The organism is Microbacterium amylolyticum (assembly GCF_011046975.1).
In the GTDB taxonomy this organism is placed as follows: Bacteria; Actinomycetota; Actinomycetes; order Actinomycetales; family Microbacteriaceae; genus Microbacterium; species Microbacterium amylolyticum.
Map to the genome: position 1 here is coordinate 2,310,100 of NZ_CP049253.1, position 14,966 is coordinate 2,325,065.

The 14,966-nt window shown below is 66.0% G+C and carries 14 protein-coding genes and 2 pseudogenes; 9 read left to right on the forward strand and 7 right to left on the reverse strand.

Going from position 1 to position 14,966, the window contains the following annotated elements; genetic code table 11:
- Positions 1 to 66 precede the first annotated feature (66 nt).
- The gene (locus G6N81_RS11140) at positions 67 to 1,650 is read left to right on the forward strand and encodes a Mur ligase family protein (protein WP_165137914.1); all 1,584 of its coding nucleotides are present in this window, start codon (positions 67 to 69) and stop codon (positions 1,648 to 1,650) included.
- Positions 1,651 to 1,679: 29 nt separating this feature from the next.
- Positions 1,680 to 2,975, forward strand: coding sequence for a M50 family metallopeptidase (locus tag G6N81_RS11145; protein WP_165136929.1), 1,296 nt, complete (start codon positions 1,680 to 1,682; stop codon positions 2,973 to 2,975).
- Between the two features lie 29 nt (positions 2,976 to 3,004).
- Here G6N81_RS11145 and G6N81_RS11150 read toward each other — a convergent pair whose 3' ends face one another.
- Positions 3,005 to 4,414, reverse strand: a complete 1,410-nt coding sequence (locus G6N81_RS11150) for a phytoene desaturase family protein (protein ID WP_165136932.1) — start codon at positions 4,412 to 4,414, stop codon at positions 3,005 to 3,007.
- Entirely contained in the window at positions 4,411 to 6,360 is a 1,950-nt protein-coding gene (locus G6N81_RS11155) for an anthranilate synthase family protein (RefSeq protein WP_165136935.1), read from the reverse strand. Before G6N81_RS11155 ends, G6N81_RS11150 begins: the two co-directional genes overlap by 4 nt.
- A 253-nt stretch (positions 6,361 to 6,613) precedes the next feature.
- On the opposite strand from G6N81_RS11155, the gene ispG reads away from it, so the two are divergent.
- Together ispG and G6N81_RS11165 are read left to right on the forward strand one after the other, a co-directional pair.
- The gene (gene ispG, locus G6N81_RS11160) at positions 6,614 to 7,744 is read left to right on the forward strand and encodes a flavodoxin-dependent (E)-4-hydroxy-3-methylbut-2-enyl-diphosphate synthase (protein ID WP_165137915.1); all 1,131 of its coding nucleotides are present in this window, start codon (positions 6,614 to 6,616) and stop codon (positions 7,742 to 7,744) included.
- 277 nt (positions 7,745 to 8,021) lie between these two features.
- Positions 8,022 to 8,855, forward strand: a complete 834-nt coding sequence (locus G6N81_RS11165; protein WP_165136938.1) for a DUF559 domain-containing protein — start codon at positions 8,022 to 8,024, stop codon at positions 8,853 to 8,855.
- Here the strand turns inward: G6N81_RS11165 and G6N81_RS11170 are convergent.
- The 3 genes from G6N81_RS11170 to G6N81_RS11180 are packed head-to-tail and all read right to left on the reverse strand — an operon-like array spanning position 8,852 to position 9,808.
- On the reverse strand, positions 8,852 to 9,136 hold the full coding sequence (locus G6N81_RS11170) for a putative quinol monooxygenase (protein ID WP_165136941.1): 285 nt from the start codon (positions 9,134 to 9,136) through the stop codon (positions 8,852 to 8,854). The genes G6N81_RS11165 and G6N81_RS11170 overlap by 4 nt on opposite strands.
- 4 nt (positions 9,137 to 9,140) lie before the next feature.
- On the reverse strand, positions 9,141 to 9,494 hold the full coding sequence (locus G6N81_RS11175) for a DMT family transporter (RefSeq protein ID WP_165136944.1): 354 nt from the start codon (positions 9,492 to 9,494) through the stop codon (positions 9,141 to 9,143).
- A complete protein-coding gene (locus tag G6N81_RS11180) occupies positions 9,494 to 9,808 on the reverse strand; it encodes a DMT family transporter (protein WP_165136947.1) in 315 nt (104 codons plus the stop codon). Before G6N81_RS11180 ends, G6N81_RS11175 begins: the two co-directional genes overlap by 1 nt.
- A 77-nt stretch (positions 9,809 to 9,885) precedes the next feature.
- Here G6N81_RS11180 and G6N81_RS11185 point away from each other — a divergent pair, with 77 nt between their 5' ends.
- On the forward strand, positions 9,886 to 10,458 hold the full coding sequence (locus tag G6N81_RS11185; protein WP_206527872.1) for a TetR/AcrR family transcriptional regulator: 573 nt from the start codon (positions 9,886 to 9,888) through the stop codon (positions 10,456 to 10,458).
- A gap of 24 nt (positions 10,459 to 10,482) precedes the next feature.
- Positions 10,483 to 10,638: an SCO4848 family membrane protein gene (locus G6N81_RS11190; RefSeq protein ID WP_165136950.1), complete on the forward strand. Its 156-nt coding sequence runs from the start codon at positions 10,483 to 10,485 to the stop codon at positions 10,636 to 10,638.
- Between the two features lie 532 nt (positions 10,639 to 11,170).
- Here G6N81_RS11190 and G6N81_RS11195 read toward each other — a convergent pair.
- Entirely contained in the window at positions 11,171 to 11,578 is a 408-nt protein-coding gene (locus G6N81_RS11195; RefSeq protein ID WP_165136953.1) for a hypothetical protein, read from the reverse strand.
- A 382-nt stretch (positions 11,579 to 11,960) separates the two neighbouring features.
- Between G6N81_RS11195 and G6N81_RS11200 the strand changes: the two are divergent.
- The 3 genes and pseudogenes from G6N81_RS11200 to G6N81_RS11210 all read left to right on the forward strand — a co-directional run.
- Positions 11,961 to 12,191, forward strand: a pseudogene (locus tag G6N81_RS11200) (integrase core domain-containing protein); the annotation flags it as partial.
- Positions 12,192 to 12,379: 188 nt separating this feature from the next.
- Positions 12,380 to 13,111, forward strand: coding sequence for a hypothetical protein (locus tag G6N81_RS11205; RefSeq protein WP_165136956.1), 732 nt, complete (start codon positions 12,380 to 12,382; stop codon positions 13,109 to 13,111).
- A 240-nt stretch (positions 13,112 to 13,351) separates the two neighbouring features.
- Positions 13,352 to 13,881, forward strand: a pseudogene (locus G6N81_RS11210) (IS1634 family transposase); the annotation flags it as partial.
- Positions 13,882 to 14,029: 148 nt separating this feature from the next.
- On the opposite strand, the gene G6N81_RS11215 reads toward G6N81_RS11210, so the two are convergent.
- Entirely contained in the window at positions 14,030 to 14,932 is a 903-nt protein-coding gene (locus G6N81_RS11215; RefSeq protein WP_165136959.1) for an LLM class flavin-dependent oxidoreductase, read from the reverse strand.
- Between the last annotated feature and the right edge of the window lie 34 nt (positions 14,933 to 14,966).

The following is a 14,966-nucleotide window of genomic DNA, read 5'->3' on the forward strand; positions in this document are numbered from 1 at the left end:
ATCGCTTTCGTGACAGACACGATCGATCTCACAGCGCTTCCGCGTATTCGTCGCTCGGCGCCGACCATGATTCGCCCCGTTCAGCCGAGCGGGCGCCCGTTGGGCGACCTTGCCGCCCATCTGGGGGCTGAGCTGCGCGGAGATGCGGACACCCTGATCTCCGGTGTCACGCTGTCATCGAGCGACCTCGTCGCCGGTGAGCTTTTCGTCGGGCTGCGCGGCGTTAACCGACACGGCGCTGAGTTCGCGCGCGCAGCGGTCGAGGCCGGTGCGGCGGCTGTTCTGACCGACACTGAGGGTGCGGACGTTGCCGCAGGTGCGGGAGTCCCGATCGTTGTCGTCGAGGATCCGCGGCGCCGGCTCGGCGAGCTCGCAGCCTGGGTGCATGCAACGGGCCCTCATGATGCGAAGCCACTTCTTCTGGGCACAACGGGCACCAATGGCAAGACCAGCCTGTCGCACCTCCTCGAGGGGCTGATGACGCAGATCGGTGTTGTGGCGGGTGCTTCCACGTCTGCTGAGCGCGTTGTCGCCGGCGAACGCGTTGTGGCGGGGCTCACCAGCCCCGAGGCCACCGAGTTCCACGCCCAGCTCGCGCGCATGCGGGAGGCGGGCGTCGAAGCCGTTGCTCTCGAGATCAGCGCGCAGGCCGTGACACGTAACCGCGTCGACGGCGTGGTTTTCGACGTGATGTCGTTTACGAATCTGTCGCACGATCACCTCGATGACTACGGCGACATGGAGACGTATTACCAGGCGAAGGCGCCGCTTTTTACGCCGGAGCGGGCCAAGCGGGCGGTAGTTTCACTCGATTCGGTTCCGGGGTCGCGGATCGCGCGCGAAGCGGGGGTGCCCGTGACAACGATCGCAACACCGTCGATCGCTGCTGATCGCGAGGCAGCGAACGGCGCGGACTGGATCGTGGAGATCACGGGGGAGCAGCAGCGCGGAACCTCCTTCCGCCTCACCGGCCCCGCGGGTTCTCTCGAGACGACGGTTCCCGTGATCGGCGCGCACATGGCGTCGAACGCGGGGCTGGCAATTGTGATGCTCCTGGAAGCGGGATATGCGTGGGACCGGATTGTGTCGGCACTGCAGCGCGATGGCGGGCTGATCGCCTGGGTTCCCGGTCGGACGCAGTTGGTGTCGGGGCCCGAGGGTCCCGCCGTATACGTCGACTTCGGGCATACGCCCGATGCTTTTGAGAAGACGCTTGCGGCCGTGCGCCGCGTCACTCCAGGGCGCGTTCTGATGCTGTTCGGTGCCGATGGCGACCGTGACACGATCAAGCGCCCCGATATGAGTCGTGCCGCCGTCTTAGGCAGTGACATTCTCATCATCACGGATCATCATCCGCGTCACGAGGACGCGGCCTCGATTCGGCGTACCCTCGTCGATGCCGCCCGGGCTACGGCTCCGGATCATGAGATCCACGAGGTCTTCCCTCCGGAGAAGGCCATCGTCGCGGCTGTTTCGATGGTGGGCCCCGGCGATGCGATCTTGTGGGCTGGCCCTGGTCACCAGAACTACCGTGACATCGAGGGCACTCAGTGGGCATATTCGGCGCGCGAGTTGTCGCGCCGCGCCCTCATCGCCGCGGGATGGCCCGCGCCGGACCGCGTGTGGCCCAACCCGTACCTGGACGACTAGACACACCCTCACGGAAATCAGGCTGACTTATGACCGCTCTCGCCTTCGCTATCGGCGTCCTCGTGATGATCGTCGGCCTCGCCGTGTCGATCGCCATACACGAGATGGGCCACATTCTGCCCGCCAAGGCGTTCGGAGTGCGCGTCGGCCAGTACATGATCGGTTTCGGCCCGACCCTCTGGTCCAAGCAGATGGGCGAAACAGAGTACGGTTTCAAGGCTCTGCCGCTGGGCGGGTTCATCTCGATCGCCGGGATGTATCCGCCCAGCTCGGAGAGCGCGGCGCAGAAGTCGCGGATCTGGTCGACGCTCGTTCAGGAGGCGCGCGCGGCGAACGACGAGACGATCGAAGAAGCGGGCGATCGGACGCTGTACAAACAGGCGACGTGGAAGCGCGTTGTTGTCATGCTCGGCGGACCGTTCATGAACCTCGTGCTCGCTGTTGTGCTGTTCAGCGTGCTGTTTAGCGGCATCGGCGTGCCGCAGTCGACGACGACGGTCGAATCGGTGTCCGAGTGTGTTCTCCCCGCGGATTCCGCCCAGACCTCGTGTGAGGACGGCGACCCGGCCTCACCCGCGGCCGCCGCGGGACTCCAACCCGGCGATGACATTGTCTCCGTGGACGGAACGCCCGTCACAACATTCGCCGAGGCCTCCGCGATCATCCGCGACCGGCCGGGCCAGGGCACGGCCGTCGACGTCCTCCGCGACGGTCAGTCTGTCTCGTTGCGGGTCACGCCGGTTCTCGCGACGAATACCTATGTGAATGATGCCGGAGAGCAGATCACCGACGAGGTCGGCTTCGTTGGCTTCAGCCCGACGACCGAACGCGTTCGGGAACCACTTTGGACAGGAGCAGAGGCCGCAGGGGACAACATCGCCGCGGTGTCTCAGATCATCGTCCAGCTGCCTGTGCTCCTCTACGACACCGCTGTCGACATGTTCACGGGACAAGACCGCGACCCCAATGGTCCGATTAGCGTGATCGGTGTTGGCCGCATCGCCGGGGAGGTCGCCTCCTACGAGGCGCCGATCATCGATCGCATCGCGGTGATCATCAACCTTCTCGCATCACTGAACATCGCCCTGATGGTCTTTAATCTGATTCCCTTGCTTCCGCTCGACGGCGGGCACGTCGTCGTTGCCCTGTGGGACGGGATCAAGCGTCTGTTCGCCAAGCTCACGGGCCGACCCGCTCCAAAGCCAGCTGATGCGACGCGACTCGTCCCTTTGACGCTCGTGGTTGTGGTGATCATGATCGGCATGGCGGCGATTCTGTTCGCCGCAGACATCGTCAACCCGGTCGACATCTTCGGCGGGCCGTAGGGAGGCCTCAGCTCAATACCCCATGGCGTCTAGCCGAGCCGCTTCAGAACCGTTTGCGCCGCCAGGCGGCCGGCCATGCCGTTGACCCCGGGGCCGGGCATCGTCGAAGCCGACGCGAGGAAAATGCGCTCGTCGCTCGTTGCCCATGGCGTGAGGCTTGCGGTGGGGCGCGCGAGGAGCTGGCGCAGGTCGGCCAGCCCGCCGTCGATCGATCCGCCGATGTCGTTGGCGTTGTGTGCCTCCATGGCGGCGGGGTCCATGGTGTGACGGCCGATGATGCGATCGCGGAACCCCGGAGCGAAACGCTCGATTTGCTGTTCAATCGCATCGGTCATGTCGACCTCGGATCCGTGGGGCACATGGCAATACGCCCAGAGCGTGTGCTTCCCTTCTGGGGCACGCGAGGGGTCGGCATCCGTCGGCTGCGACAACAGCACGAAGGGCTCATCAGGCACCCGTCCCTGGGCGACCTCGCGTTCCGCACGCACAACGTCGGCGCCACGGCCACCGATATGCACGGTGCCGGCGCCGGCAAGTTCGGGGTCCGACCACGGAACAGGTGCGTCGAGCGCCCAGTCCACCTTGAAAACGCCCGGTCCATAGCGGAATCTCGATAGCGTTTTTGCATACCGCGGGGCGAAGCGGTGGCCAGCAAGCTGTAGCGCCTGGCGTGGGGTGGTGCTGAGCAAAACCGCGCGCGCGGATGGCAGGTTGTCGACGTTCCTCACGCGATGGCCCGTGACAACGTCTCCGCCCAGCGAGCGCAGACGCGCGATGAGGGCATCGGCGATCGACTGTGATCCGCCGATCGCCACGGGCCAGCCGACGCCGTGTGCGAATGCGCCGAGTGCGACGCCGATGAGCGCTGTCGCCGGCTGATGCAGATCGTTGATCGAGTGCGCTGCGATTCCGGCAAGGAGGGCACGCGTGTGTTCATCGCGGAGCCCGCGCATGAGCCAAGTGGTCGGCCAGACGCTCGTTGCGCCGAGTGCGATGAGGTCCGGGGTGGGGCGCAGGGGGTTGCCGATTGCGCGGGCGAGTTGCGGCCAGCGCGATCCGAATGTGCCCATGACGGCCTTCCACAGGGGCCCATCGGCACCGAGGCCCGCGGCGGTTTCGACGACGTCACGGCGCAGATAGGCCGTGTCACCCGGCGCGATGGGATGACCAAGCGGAATCCGCGGTTGTGCGAACGCAAGGCCCTCGCGGGCCAGTTCGAGCTCGCGGAACGCGGGGCTCGCGAGCGCCATTGGGTGAACGGCGGAGCACACATCGTGCCGGAAACCGGGCAGCGTGAGTTCCTCCGTGCGCATCCCGCCGCCCGCCTGATTCTGTGCCTCGAGGACGAGAACCTTCCATCCGGCCTCGGCGAGAGTGACGGCAGCAACGAGCCCGTTGGGGCCCGAGCCGACGACGACGGCATCTACGTCTGTGGTCACGCCCCTACGCTACCGGTGGCGTGAGCGACAAGGCGCTCAAGCGTACGGATTCCGTCGCGGGAAAGGATCGATTCCAGGTGGCCCTGAACGCTTGCGAAGCCGCGGCCGCGGAGGGCATAGACGTCACCGGAGGCGGACGCGGCGATGTCGACATCGCCGATTTCACCGCACCGGCTCTCACTCGGGGTGAGGTGGGAAACGCCGGGCATCACGTGCGCTGTGAAGGTGTTGTAGAACCCGATGGCCGCGGGTTCGCCAAAGATATCGACCGTCAGTTGCAGGCCCTGGTGGGGGCTGGCAAGCGGCTGAATGCCGATGCCGAGGCGCCGGGCGAGCACCTGGTGGCTCAGGCACACGGCGATCAGGGGCGAGCAGGCGTCGAGGCGCCGCGCAACGATCTCACGCAGGCGTCCGATGCGGGGGTTCTCGTCGTCGAGCGGATCGCCGGGGCCGGGGCCGGAGACGACGATTTCGGCCGCGTCGACCTGCTCGTTGGTCGCTTCGCTCCAGTGCACGATGCTCACGTCCAGGCCGAGATGGCGCAGCTGGTGCGCAAGCATCGTCGTGAATCGATCCTCAACGTCGATGACGAGAGCACTCTGCCCCGCGAACGGCGGCGTCGTTTCCGACGACTGTTCGTCGAGCCAGAAGGTGGCCAGCCGAGCGTTGCGCGAGGCGAGCAGCTCGGCGATCTCCGGAACATCGGCGAGCTTCGTGGGACCGGCAACCGGGGCGTCCTCGTCGACTCCTGCCACGTTCGTGAAGGCGCGCGGAATGGCGCCGATCGCGCCGAGGACTCCTGCCGCCTTGCCGTGGGTTTCGCCCACCTCGCCATACGGGTCGCTGTGGCGTACGAGGGTGGCACCGGCGGGAACCCGCAACATGCCGTTCTCGATATATGCCGTGCGGATGAGGATCGGCGCGTCCAGATCGTGTCCGCCGTCGCCTCGTGGCGTGAACAGCGCGGCGACGCCGGAATAGTATCCGCGCGGTTTCGTCTCGTGGCGGTTGATCACGGCGCACGCGTTCTGCATCGGTGACCCGGTCACGGTCGGGGCGAACATCGTCTCGCGCAGAATGTCGCGGGGGTCAAGGCGACTGGTTCCGCGCAGCACGTACTCCGTGTGCGTCAGCCGGGACATTTCCTTTAGGTGCGGGCCCGTAATTCTGCCGCCGTCGCTGCACACGGCGCTCATCATCTTGAGTTCTTCATCCACGACCATGAAGAGCTCTTCGGTTTCCTTCGTGTTCTCGAGAAACTCCGAGAGCGTTTCGACGGTCGGACCGCCAGAGGGATGACGGAACGTTCCCGAGATGGGATTCATCGTCACAACGCGCGCATCCGAGTCTCCGTCGCGGTGCGCCGTGACATGCGCTTCCGGGCTGGCGCCGACAGCGATGTGGTCCGGTGTGACGATGGCGAAGGTCCAGTACGCGCCGCGCTCGTGCTCGAGCAGGGCGCGGAACCACGTGAGCGCGGCCACGCGCGGATCCGCGGAAACCGACGCCGTGTAGTCGCGGCGAATCACGAAGTTCGCGCCCTCACCGCGCCCGATTTCGTCGCGAATGACGGTGCGGACAACGTCGGCGTATTCATCGTCGGTGATGTCGAAACCCGCGTCGCCGAGGGGAACCTGCTCCGAGGGGAGGGACGCGATCAGGTCAGCCGCCGCGAACGTTGTTCGGTCGTCCACGATCAAACAGCGCAGCGGTGCTCCGTCATCGTGCGCCGCGAATCCGCGCTCGCGCACCTGGCGAAAAGGGACGAGGGCGAGCACTTCCTGGGGGCGCCCGTCGTTTCCCGTGAGGGGGATATCGGCGAGCAGCTCCACATCGACGATGTCTCCCGTGAGCAGCTCGACGCTGTCGGCTCCATCGCGCGCGATGAGGGCGAAGGAGTGTGAGGGGTCGGCGGCGAGTTCGCGGAGAAATGCGGGGTCAGTCATGACGTGATCTACCTTCGTGTTGCGAAAATTCTCGGGCGGAAGGTCCCGCATACGCGAAACGACCGCCCTGGGGACGGTCGATCTTCTGGGCTCGCGAGAAGAGATGGCCGCCTACGAGGCGAGCCACCACCATGCCGGGGTGTGCTTCGCGAACATGGGATGAAAGTACACACTCCCTGGGGATTCGTGCAACCTGAGATCGACGCGAGACGGGCGGCGTAGGCTGTTGTTCGTGCCCGCAGTGAACATTGGTATGCCTCGTGTCCCTGAGATCCTCGCCCCTCGACGCCGTTCTCGGCAGATCAACGTCGGCAAGGTGAAGGTGGGCGGCGACGCCCCCGTCAGCGTGCAGTCGATGACCACGACGAAAACCCATGACATCAATGGGACCCTCCAACAGATCGCCGAGTTGACGGCGTCTGGCTGCGAGATTGTGCGTGTTGCGTGCCCAACGGACAAAGATGCCGAGGCGCTGAAGATAATCGCGATGAAGAGCCAGATTCCCGTCATCGCCGACATCCACTTCCAGCCCAAGTACGTGTTTGAGGCGATCGACGCCGGCTGTGGTGCCGTGCGCGTGAACCCTGGGAACATTCGCAAATTCGACGACAAGGTCGGCGAAATCGCGAGGGCCGCAAAGGACGCCGGCGTGTCGCTGCGCATCGGTGTCAACGCCGGTTCGCTCGATCCTCGTTTGCTGCAGAAGTATGGCAAGGCAACGGCCGAGGCCCTGGTCGAGTCGGCCGTGTGGGAAGCCTCGCTGTTCGAAGAACATGACTTCCACGACTTCAAGATCTCGGTAAAGCACAACGACCCCGTTGTGATGGTGAAGGCCTACCGCATGCTGGCGGAGCGCGGTGAATGGCCGCTGCACCTTGGTGTGACCGAGGCCGGTCCGGCGTTTCAGGGCACGATCAAGTCCGCGACGGCGTTCGGCATCCTGCTGTCGGAGGGGATCGGTGACACGATTCGTGTGTCGCTGTCTGCTCCTCCTGCCGAAGAGGTCAAGGTCGGTCATCAGATTCTGCAGTCGCTGAACCTGCGTGAGCGCACGCTAGAAATCGTCTCGTGTCCGTCGTGTGGTCGGGCGCAGGTCGACGTGTACACGCTGGCTGAAGACGTCACCGCCGGTCTCGAAGGAATGACCGTGCCGCTGCGCGTTGCCGTGATGGGCTGTGTCGTCAACGGGCCGGGCGAGGCGCGGGATGCTGATCTGGGTGTCGCCTCCGGAAATGGCAAGGGCCAGATTTTCGTCAAGGGCGAGGTCATCAAGACCGTCCCCGAGGACGAGATCGTGGCGACTCTGATCGCGGAGGCCAACCGTTTGGCCGATGAGATGGGCCCCGACGCGGCGCCGGGAACCGCGCAGGTCATCACCGTCTGAGCGTTGCGCTCCCGCGGAGAATCTGTGCGTTTCTTCGGAGATGTGCGCACTGGCGGAGCGAACGGACAGGTTGCGTCCGCTTGAGCGCACTTTTCCGCTCGAACGCGCGGTGTATTCCGCGTGAGCGTACGTGGCGATCGGCCGCATGTGGCGGGCGCGGCGGGGGAGCGGCAGTAGGCCGTTCACGGCAGTGAATGTGCGGGAGCTGTCCACAGCGCGCGCGCTATCACGCGGTTGTTCGGCCGAGCATATTTTGTCGGCAGGGCACGATGAGGTCATGGATGTGATGACCGATGTGCGCAGCCTCGGCGGTGTCGTCCGCGTTGCCGATCTGAGGCGTCGTGGGCACGGTCGCCGGGCAGTGGAAGGCGGCGTGCAGTCAGGGGCACTGATCAGACCGCGACGCGGATGGGTGGCGTTGCCCGGTGCTGACCCCATGCTGGTCACAGCAGCGGCGGGTGGCGTTGTTCTCAGTTGCGTCACAGCAGCGGCGAGGTCCGGACTCTGGGTGCCGGATGCGCGCACCCCGCACGTGGCGGCAGACCCGCGATCGAGCGGAATTGACGCGCGCGGAAGCCACGTTCACTGGGCGCGGCCGCTTGTTCCTCGCGTTCCGGGGCATCTCCAAGATCCGATCGAGAACGCGCTTGCCCTCGTCGCCGATTGTCTTCCGCATGAGCACGCGCTCGCCGTGTGGGAGTCTGCCCTCTCCAAGAAACTCGTCGACCGCGCGTCACTGCTGGAGTTGCCGCTCAAGGCTCGCGCTCGGACGCTTGCGCAGCTCGCAACGCCGTTCTCGGATGCGGGTGGTGAGTCTTTCGTCGTGGACAGATTGCGATGGTTGCACGTTCCGGTTCGCCAGCAGATCTGGATCGCCGGTCATCGCGTGGATGTTCTGATTGGTGATCGCCTGGTCGTTCAGATCGACGGCGGCACGCATGTTGGGACGCAGCGTGAAAGGGACAATTCCCACGATGCGCGGCTGCGCTTGATGGGGTACCACGTGATTCGCGTGAGCCACCGACAGGTGGTGGGCGAATGGGAGCGCGTGCAGGACACGATCATGCGGGCCGTCGCGGGTGGCCTCCATCGTGTCCGCGCGGCTTCCTAGCCTTCGTCGCGTTCGATCACGTATCGACGCTCGATTCCGCGCGTCGCAAGGCCCCACGCGCTCGTGCGCACCCGGGCCTGGTGCGTATCAAAGGCGGCGTCGCTCACAAATTCCTCCGTCACGTTCCAGACCAGAGGGGTGTGTGAGGGAACGACGTCGAACGCGGTGCACCCGGGTTCCGATCGCGTGAGGAGCACATGCTCCGGGAGCGCCGAACGAACGATCTTGGCTTGCGCCTCGTCCTGGCAGATGAGTTCTCCGGTGAGTCGTACGGGTGCCATGGCTTCACCCTACGGGCTGGTGTGTCCGCCGCTCGGCCGGCGCAGATCCCACGAGCTTCAGGCCAATGACGGCGCCGATGATGCCGGCGAGGAAGAGCACACGCAGCACCGTGATCGGCTCACCGCCGGTCAGCATGGCGTAGGTAACGGTCAGGGCGGCTCCTGTTCCTGTCCAGACGGCGTAGGCGGTGCTGATCGGAATAGTCCTGGCAGCGATGCCGAGCCCCGCCATGCTCAGCGCGAGCGTGACGGCGAAGACGATGGTGGGAGCCGGGTGGCGGAAGCCATCAGACATTCCCAGCGCTGTTGCCCAAACTGCCTCGAGAACCGCGCTCGCGAGGAGAAGGAACCATGCCATTAGCTGACCGCCTTGAGTCCGATGACGCTGCCGATGAGGAGGGCGAGAAGCGCACCACGGGCGAGCGTCAGACGCTCCTGTTTCCGGAGCACGGCGAGCGTGACGGTGAGGGCCGCACCAATTCCGACCCACACGGCGTACGCGGTTCCGGTGGGCAGGGCGCTCATGGCGTAGGCGAGGCCGGCCATGCTTGTGAGCATGGTGACGAGAAAGAGCGCCGTCGGTCCCTTTTTCGTGAATCCTCGTGACGCGCTCAGCGCTGTTGCCCAGACGGCCTCCAGCATTCCCGAGGCGATGAGAACGGTCCAAGCCATGCGTGCTCTCTCTAATTAGTACGACTGTGTTAATCGGACGATAGCAGGATTTAACACATCTGTGCCAATATGGGTGTGTGCCCCGAGAAATCGACCAACAACAGCGAGACCGCCAGATCGTGGAGGCCGCGTGGGAGGTGATTGCACGCGAGGGCGTTGCCGCGCTGTCGGTGCGCCGCGTCGCGGCCGAAGCCGGGCTATCAGCGGGGTCGTTGCGCTATTCCTTCCCCTCGCAGGCGGCGCTGCGTGAGCGGGCCGTCGAAACACTCATTGAGCGGCTGAGCTCCCGCATCGCGGCACTCGATACGTCGCTCGCTCCTCGTGTCTGGGCGCGCGCTGTCCTGCTCGAGCTCCTCCCGCTCGATCAGCAGCGGTGCATCGAGATGGAGGTAGGAATCGCACTCGGCATCGCGGCCAAGGCCGACAGCGGACTGCACCCGCTACGGCGCCGACTGGACGACGAAATTCGTCGCACATGTGACAGCGCCGCGCGGATGCTGGGGCACGATGACCCACGCGACATTGACATGTTGCATGGCATTGTCGACGGACTCGCTCTCCATCTCGTCGCACAAGAGCCCGGAACGAGTGCTGACTGGGCCATTGCCGTCATCGATCGCTGGCTGGAGAGCGCCGCCGGCCAGGGCTAATACGCGCCCCGCGGTAATGGCGGCATGGAAACTCTCCTCGCCCTACTCCTGCTCGCGAACGCGGCGTTCAACGTGATCGTGTGGTCCCGGTTCTGGAAGCGTGTTTCGGCCGATCGGCGGGCGAGGGATTCCGATGGGCGACCGACACGATTCCTCACGGTGCATGCCGTTCTGACCTGAGTTTGGTCACCGCGTCGCGTTCCGGGAGGGTGCGGCTCGCTGACCTGGGGTGATGGGTGCGCGGGTGGCTGTTTTGAGGCACTAATTGGTGCTCTACGGTGGGGTGCGTGGCGTGGATTCGGCGGGTACGGACGGCCTCGGGAGCGACGGCCGTGCAGATCGCTGAGTCCGTCCACGGGGAGGTCCCGCTGTCCCTTGACAGAGAGTTCGACCGCTTACGACGCGCTCGGAACCAGGACCGCTACGAGGCCAGCCGGTGGGCGCCGCGGCGACCGAGAAGGCCGAGCAGGTCGCCCGGACGCTCTGCGAAGCGGCCGTCGCTCAGGTTGCGCCGTGAGCCCAGCGGTCCGCAAACAGTCCGCAAGAAGTCCGGCGGAGGCCGATGACGGCCAACCGGGCCCAACGGTCTGATAGGAGCGTTCGTGCAGGTCAGAGCGGGTTTCCGACGCCTACCGACGGCGCCCGTCACCAGCCAAAATGGGCCGTTTTCGTTCCGCTTCAACGTGTGAATCGGAAACCCGCGCGGGAAGAATCAGGAGGGGAGTGAGCCGGTCCGGATCAGATGCTCGAGCTCGTGGGCGAATCGCTCGGCATCGGCCTTCCGGTTCGGCATCATGGCGATGTCGCGCCCCGAAGCCCGCGCCACCCGCACCCTGGTGAAGACTCCCGGACGGTAGCGCACGCCCACCACGTCCGAGCTCCTAACGTCGCGCTTGATTTTCGCCTTCTTGAGGGGGCCGGCGACGGAGGCGAGGAGGAGTCGGGTGGCGGTGACGATCAGGACGTTGGGGAAGTCGCCGGCAACGCCGGGGAGCACCAGCAGCACCTCTTCCTCCGGGTGGAGCAGCCGCGGGATGTCGCGGCGAAGTCCTGGGCTCGCGAACAGCGTGTTGCGGTTGAGGGCCTGTGCGTAAGTGACAGCGGCACGAGTGGAGGTCATGTCGGGAGTCTTCCTGAGCCGATGGTGCGGAGCAACCGACGAACTGGGCACTGTCCCGTCTAGCGCCGGTGCCACCCCACGTCGACGTTGTGGGCTACCCCGATGTACGACAGGGTGCCTACGGCACGAATCGACTCGACGTGAAGCGCCCTGGCTTTGTTGGAGACTCCTGACTTTGGAAACGAGGATGGAGTCATGGTGTCGAATGAGGGATCTGGGAAGCCGACCACGCGTCGGTATTCGCCGGAGGAGAAGGCCGCAGCGGTCCGGATGGTGCGAACTCTGCGAGCGGAGCTGGGGACCGAGCACGGGACGGTCCAGCGGGTCGCGACGCAGCTCGGATACGGGATCGAGTCCGTCAGGACGTGGGTCAAGCAGGCCGACGCCGTCGATCGGGACCGTCGGCGACAGCTATGACAACGCCCTGGCCGAGACCGTGAACGGGTACTACAAGACCGAACTCGTCCGCGGACCCGCACGCCCAGGCCCCTGGAAGACCGTCGAGGACCTCGAGCTCGCGACCCTCGGATGGGTGAACTGGCACAACACGCAGCGCCTGCACGGTTACCTCAGCGACGTCCCACCCGCCGAGTTCGAGCAGACGTTCTATGCTGGCAAACCACCACCGATCAACTGGTGGGAATCAACTAGCGCGAGTCTCCATCAGACCCAGGGTGCTTCAACGACGCAAAGGCGGGACATGACGACGAACGCTCGCGCCCAAGTGACCGGGCCGCACGATCACGACGCCCGTCCGGCGCGGACCGCGCCGGACCGCCGGCACGGCCGGGCGGTGCAGCGGTGAGCGTCCGGTCCGCGGCCCGCCGCCACCGTGAGGAGCTCGGTGGTGTCGTCGCCGAGTACTGGGACAAGCCCACCCCGAAGACGATCGGGGTCTTCGTGGGGACCTGGCTGCTGCTCTCCGGACTCACCCTCGTCAGTCCCGGGGAGACCATCCTGCTGGCCCTGGCGCCGACGGTGGTCTTCGGGGTCTTGCTCGGGCTGGCGCTGCTCTACGTCGGCAACGAGCGGTTGCTCGTGTGTGAGCGCGGCCTGATCATCGGGTCCTTCGCTCCAGGCCTGCGCCCCTACGTGATCCGCTACGACCAAATCGTCCCGGGCAGCGTGGTCCCCGTGACCGGTGCTGGTCGTTACACCAAGGAAACCGATCCCGGTGGCCTCCCGCAGTCGACGGTGCGGAGGAGTGTCTGGACCCGGCAGGGCGTCCACCTCGTCGGGCCCTCGCCGAAAGACGCCCGTCGCCACCGTGGCAGGTTCGCCAAGGTGCTGGATCCGCGGCCGCTCACGTTCGACGGTCGCTGGGCCTGGTTTGCCGGCACCGGATCGACGGCCCCCGAGCATGTCACGGTCGCGATCGCCCGGGCGGCGGGCGCGGCCGGAGCGGTCGAGCTGGCCCAGGCGACCGCTTCCGCGCCCGTGCGTGAGCTCAGTGGCAATCCTGCTGATGCCGCCCGGCACCTTCCCGGGTTCCCCGACATTCCCGATCTGCGGGGACGGGAGAGCGCGCGGTGATGGCGTCGCCTGAGCTTGGTCACCTCGTCGCGCTCCGGGATCGCGTAAGTCGCTGACCTGCACCGATGCGTGCGTGAGAGACCGATCTGAGGCACTAATTGGTGCTCTACCGTGGGGCCTGTGGCATGGATTCGGCGGGTAAGGACGGCGTCGGGGGCGACGGCCGTGCAGATCGCGGAGTCCGTCAAAGGCCGGCGGCGGATCGTCGCCCATGTCGGGTCGGCGCATACCGAGGCCGAGCTCGGCCTGCTCGTCGACCGCCACGGGTTCCCACTCGAGATCGGCTGCTATGAAGGCAACCAGGCCGAGACATCCACGATCATCCCAATCATCAAGCCGTTCCAGGACCGCCACGACATAGAGGACATGGTCGTTGTGGCCGACGCCGGCATGCTCTCGGCGGGCAACCTGGCCGCATTGGAGGAGGCGAACCTGCGCTTCATCGTCGGCTCCAGGGTGACCAAGGCGCCGCTGGACCTGGCCTCGCACTTTCGCTGGCACGGGGACGCGTTCAGCGACGGGCAGGTCATCGACACCATCACTCCCCGCACCGGCCGGCGCAGTGAGAACGACGAAGCGGTGCGTGCCGAGCCGGTCTGGGACCCCGAGCAGCATCCCGGGTCGTGGCGGGCGGTCTGGGCCTACTCGGCCAAGCGGGCGACACACGCAGCCTGGACGAAGCCGCCCTGGCCCGCGCACGGCGCCTGGTCGGCCTCAAGGGCTACGTCACCAACATCCCCGCCCAGCTGATGGCGGCCGGGGAGGTCATCGACGCCCTGACGACCGGAAAATCTCAGGCACTAAGCGAATGACCGAACTCAGGTCTGATCGGGGTTGCCCCGCTCCTCGCACTGGCATCGGCCCTGGCCGGCGGTGCCGTGTTGATCGGCTGGCGGTAACGTCACGAAAGAGCGCGTCTCACACGTGCGCCGCAACCTCCGCGATGAAGCGGTCAGAGGTGTCCTGGATGGCGGCGGCGCTTGTCAGGTTCGTCACCGGAAGGATGAACTCGTCCACTCCGGCATCCTGGTACGCAGACATCTGATCGACCAGTTGCTCAGCGGTTCCACCGATCGCGGGCCGGGTCAGCTCCGCCGCCTTCTTTGCGCCGCCCTCGCCGAAAAACACGAGAGCCTGCGTCGAACGCCACAGTGATTCGGGCGCGCGTCCTGCCTTCTCAAGCGCCGCCGTGAAGATGGCGTTCTTGGCGGAATACTCACCAGGCCGCGACCAGAAGTTCCACTCGTCGGCGTAGGCGGCGACGAGCTTCGGCATGACCTTCTCGCCCTTGCCGCCGATAAGAACGGGAAGTTGAGCGTGCGGACGCGGATTCAGCGACGCACGATCAAGCTGATAACGCTCGCCCGCGAATGTGACCGACTCCTCGTCCCGGAGCCGGGTGATGATCTCCAGCGCCTCGCGGAACCAGCGGATGCGGCTGGGCACATTGCCGTAGTCGATGCCGAAGGCGCGGTGTTCGTTCTCCTGCCACCCGGCGCCGATGCCGAGCACGAATCGGCCGTCTGCGATATCGCTGAGTGCAGCGGCCTGTTTTGCGACGACGCCCGGGTGCCGATAGGTGTTTCCGAGCACCATCGACCCGATGCGGATGTCGGGGATCGTGGCCGCGAGCGCGGTCAACTGCGTGAGGCATTCACCGCGCGCGCCATCGTTGGGCTCAGGTGTGTTGTCCATGAAGTGGTCTTCGAGCCAGAGCCCGCGCCACGACGCATCGCCGCTGCGAGCGGTGGACGCGTGATGGGCGGCGGAGAAGAGGGAGGACCACGGCAGGTGGGCGGGCAGCCACAGCGAGAACTTCATGTCGACAGGGTAGGCGCGGGGCGATATCAGCGGC

Excerpts from the sequence above, each read along its gene's own strand:
- ispG (WP_165137915.1), top strand. The coding sequence starts at position 6,614 with ATGCCTCGTGTCCCTGAGATCCTCGCCCCTCGACGCCGTTCTCGGCAG.
- G6N81_RS11145 (WP_165136929.1), top strand. The coding sequence starts at position 1,680 with ATGACCGCTCTCGCCTTCGCTATCGGCGTCCTCGTGATGATCGTCGGC.
- G6N81_RS11155 (WP_165136935.1), bottom strand. The coding sequence starts at position 6,360 with ATGACTGACCCCGCATTTCTCCGCGAACTCGCCGCCGACCCCTCACAC.
- G6N81_RS11165 (WP_165136938.1), top strand. The coding sequence starts at position 8,022 with ATGGATGTGATGACCGATGTGCGCAGCCTCGGCGGTGTCGTCCGCGTT.
- G6N81_RS11215 (WP_165136959.1), bottom strand. The coding sequence starts at position 14,932 with ATGAAGTTCTCGCTGTGGCTGCCCGCCCACCTGCCGTGGTCCTCCCTC.
- G6N81_RS11190 (WP_165136950.1), top strand. The coding sequence starts at position 10,483 with ATGGAAACTCTCCTCGCCCTACTCCTGCTCGCGAACGCGGCGTTCAAC.
- G6N81_RS11170 (WP_165136941.1), bottom strand. The coding sequence starts at position 9,136 with ATGGCACCCGTACGACTCACCGGAGAACTCATCTGCCAGGACGAGGCG.
- G6N81_RS11180 (WP_165136947.1), bottom strand. The coding sequence starts at position 9,808 with ATGGCTTGGACCGTTCTCATCGCCTCGGGAATGCTGGAGGCCGTCTGG.
- G6N81_RS11140 (WP_165137914.1), top strand. The coding sequence starts at position 67 with ATGATTCGCCCCGTTCAGCCGAGCGGGCGCCCGTTGGGCGACCTTGCC.
- G6N81_RS11175 (WP_165136944.1), bottom strand. The coding sequence starts at position 9,494 with ATGGCATGGTTCCTTCTCCTCGCGAGCGCGGTTCTCGAGGCAGTTTGG.
- G6N81_RS11195 (WP_165136953.1), bottom strand. The coding sequence starts at position 11,578 with ATGACCTCCACTCGTGCCGCTGTCACTTACGCACAGGCCCTCAACCGC.